2 protein-coding genes are annotated in these 3475 nt (G+C 70.1%); one reads left to right on the top strand and one right to left on the bottom strand.

Features of this window, described 5'->3' with window-relative positions; genetic code table 11:
• Positions 1 to 217 precede the first annotated feature (217 nt).
• Positions 218 to 2803 carry a bifunctional FO biosynthesis protein CofGH gene (locus STRIP9103_RS35475; RefSeq protein ID WP_009330075.1) on the top strand — a complete coding sequence of 862 codons (2586 nt, stop codon included), beginning with the start codon at positions 218 to 220 and terminating at the stop codon, positions 2801 to 2803.
• Between the two features lie 23 nt (positions 2804 to 2826).
• On the opposite strand, the gene STRIP9103_RS35470 is transcribed toward STRIP9103_RS35475, so the two are convergent.
• Positions 2827 to 3348, bottom strand: coding sequence for a DUF2165 domain-containing protein (locus tag STRIP9103_RS35470; RefSeq protein WP_009330076.1), 522 nt, complete (start codon positions 3346 to 3348; stop codon positions 2827 to 2829).
• Between the last annotated feature and the right edge of the window lie 127 nt (positions 3349 to 3475).

Below are 3475 nucleotides of genomic sequence, written 5' to 3'. Positions count from 1 at the left end.
ATCGTGCCGCTGGGGCGATGGGGGAGGGTGGGCGCGGCGGCGCCTCGTTGCGCCGAGTTGCGCAGCCGACACCCGCCCAGCCCCAGCCGCCGGGTCACGTACCCACCCCGACCTGCCCCGGCGCCGGGGCACGTACCCACCCCGAACCGCCCCCGGCGCCGGCTGTCGGTCCGCCCTCGTTTCGGTCGGCTGATCGCCTCGCTCGTATGCTCGAAGGATGACGACCTCCGCGACCTCCGGAACCGGCCCGACCGCGAACTCCATGCGTCGCGCCCTGAAACGTGCCCGGGACGGTGTCGCCCTGGATGTCGCCGAAGCGGCCGTGCTCCTGCAGGCGCGCGGTGCGGACCTGGACGACCTCACCGCGTCCGCCGCCCGGGTGCGGGACGCGGGTCTCGAAGCGGCCGGGCGGCCCGGTGTCATCACGTACTCGAAGAGTGTCTTCATCCCCCTCACCCGGCTCTGCCGGGACAAGTGCCACTACTGCACCTTCGTCACCGTTCCGGGCAAGCTGCGCCGCGCCGGGCACGGGATGTTCATGTCCCCGGACGAGGTGCTGGACGTGGCCCGCAAGGGCGCCGCCCTCGGGTGCAAGGAAGCCCTCATCACCCTCGGCGACAAGCCGGAGGACCGCTGGCCGGAGGCGCGGGAGTGGCTTGACGCGCATGGTTACGACGACACGATCGCGTACGTCCGGGCCATCTCCATTCGGATCCTGGAGGAGACGGGGCTGCTGCCCCACCTCAACCCGGGTGTCATGAGCTGGACGGACTTCCAGCGGCTCAAGCCCGTCGCGCCGAGCATGGGCATGATGTTGGAGACGACCGCGACACGGTTGTGGTCCGAGCCCGGCGGCCCCCACTTCGGCTCCCCGGACAAGGAGCCCGCCGTACGCCTGCGTGTCCTGGAGGACGCCGGTCGCTCCTCCGTTCCCTTCACGTCCGGGATCCTCATCGGTATCGGGGAGACTTACGAGGAGCGCGCGGAGTCCCTTTTCGCGCTGCGGAAGGTCTCCCGGGCGTACCACGGGATACAGGAACTCATCATTCAGAACTTCCGCGCCAAGCCGGACACGGCGATGCGCGGTATGCCGGACGCCGAGCTGGATGAGTTGGTCGCCGCCGTGGCCGTCGCCCGGCACATCATGGGGCCGTCCGCCTGCCTCCAGGCCCCGCCCAACCTCGTCGACAGCGAGTACGAGCGGCTGATCGCGGCCGGTGTCGACGACTGGGGCGGGGTGTCACCGTTGACGATCGACCACGTCAACCCGGAACGGCCCTGGCCCCAGATCGAGGAGCTCGCCGAGCGGTCCCGGGCCGCCGGGTTCGAGCTGCGCGAACGGCTCTGCGTGTACCCGGAGTTCGTGACGCGCGGCGAGCCCTGGCTGGATCCGCGGCTGCTCCCGCACGTACGGGCGCTCGCCGACCCGGAGACGGGGCTGGCCGTGTCGGACGCTGTGGTGACGGGGCGTCCGTGGCAGGAGCCGGAGGAGGTGTTCGTCGCCGCCGGGCGGACCGATCTGCACGCCTCGATCGACACCGAGGGGCGTACGTCCGACCGCCGCGACGACTTCGACGACGTGTACGGCGACTGGGGCGCCCTGCGGGAGGCGGCGGCCCCCGGAATGGCGCCCGAGCGCATCGACACGGACGTACGGGAGGCGCTGCGCACGGCGGCCGACGACCCGACCCGCCTCACCGACACCGAGGCGCTGGCCCTGCTGCACGCCGACGGCCCGGCGCTGGACGCCCTGACGCGCATCGCGGACGACGTGCGCCGGTCGGCGGTCGGCGACGACGTCACGTACATCGTCACCCGGAACATCAACTTCACCAACGTCTGTTACACCGGCTGCCGTTTCTGCGCCTTCGCGCAGCGGAGGACGGACGCGGACGCGTACACCCTCTCCCTGGACCAGGTCGCCGACCGGGCGCAGCAGGCGTGGGACGTCGGGGCCGTCGAGGTCTGTATGCAGGGCGGTATCCACCCGGACCTGCCGGGCACGGCGTACTTCGACATCGCGCGGGCGGTGAAGGAGCGGGTGCCGGGCATGCATGTGCACGCGTTCTCGCCCATGGAGGTCGTGAACGGCGCTACGCGGACCGGCATGTCGATCCGTGAGTGGCTGACGGCCGCGAAGGAGGCCGGGCTGGGCTCCATCCCCGGCACGGCGGCCGAGATCCTCGACGACGAGGTCCGCTGGGTGCTCACCAAGGGCAAGCTTCCGACGGCGACATGGATCGAGGTGGTGACAACCGCCCACGAGCTGGGCATCCGTTCGTCGTCGACGATGATGTACGGCCACGTGGACCAGCCGAGGCACTGGCTCGGCCATCTGCGGACCCTGTCCCGCATCCAGCGACAGACCGGCGGTTTCACGGAGTTCGTGACCCTGCCCTTCATCCACACCAACGCGCCCGTGTATCTGGCCGGCATCTCCCGACCGGGCCCCACCATGCGCGACAACCGCGCGGTCACGGCCATGGCCCGCCTTCTCCTCCACCCCCACATCCCCAACATCCAGACGAGTTGGGTGAAGCTCGGCACGGAGGGCGCGGCGGAAATGCTCCGCTCCGGGGCGAACGACCTCGGCGGCACCCTGATGGAGGAGACGATCTCGCGGATGGCGGGCTCGTCCTACGGCTCCTACAAGTCGGTCAAGGACCTGATCGCCGTCGCCGAGGCGGCCGGCCGCCCGGCCCGGCCTCGTACGACGTTGTACGGGCCGGTTCCGGAGGAGCGGCAACGGGCGGCGGCGGTTTCGGACGGTCATCTGCCGGAGCTGCTGCCGGTGCTGGACTGACGCACCGCACAACAGGCCGTCGGCTAGTCGGTCGGCCGTTCGTTCGCCGGCAGGTGCGTCACCAGCAGCACCACGCCGCTCAGGAGGAACACGCGGAGGGCCGCGTCCAGGCCGTTCCAGTCTCCCGACTGCCACATGACGAACCATTCGCCGCCGATGGCGATGAAGCCGGCGCCGAAGAGGAGCAGGACCATGAGGAGGCCGAGGGTGCTGTAGCGGCGGGCGGTGTGGAAGGCGCGGTGGCGGAGGGCGGTGGCCCAGAAGTAGGTGGCGGCCAGGAGGACCAGGGCCGCGATCGTCTCCCAGATGATGATCAGGACGTAGACCGCGTCCTGGATGCCCTTCGACTCGATGGCCCGCCACATCAGGTCCTCGTCCTTGAACGTGGTGTCCATGGCGAGCACATGACGTACGAACTGCTGGTTCGTCCCGAAGTCGGTGATGTTGCTGAACGCGACGAGCGCCATGTAGAGGGCGACCGTGCCGACGAGGAGCGTGGAGGCAAGGGGGAGGACGGATGTGCGGGGGGTCTGCTTTTCAGCCATGGGTCAACTATGTGCGTGACCGAGGCCCAACCCCAGGGGTTTTTCGGCGAGTTGGATCACCGTGAGGGCTGCCGGTGGCGGAAAAGTGAGGATCGTCGTGGGGCGGGAGTGGGGGATGGGAGGCGTA

The sequence above is a fragment of the Streptomyces ipomoeae 91-03 genome (genome assembly GCF_000317595.1).
In the GTDB taxonomy this organism is placed as follows: Bacteria; Actinomycetota; Actinomycetes; order Streptomycetales; family Streptomycetaceae; genus Streptomyces; species Streptomyces ipomoeae.
The sequence above is the reverse complement of the archived record's forward strand: the minus strand, read 5'-3'. Positions and strand labels throughout refer to the sequence as shown.

Coding starts and splice junctions, on each gene's coding strand:
- STRIP9103_RS35475 (WP_009330075.1), top strand. CDS start 218: ATGACGACCTCCGCGACCTCCGGAACCGGCCCGACCGCGAACTCCATG.
- STRIP9103_RS35470 (WP_009330076.1), bottom strand. CDS start 3,348: ATGGCTGAAAAGCAGACCCCCCGCACATCCGTCCTCCCCCTTGCCTCC.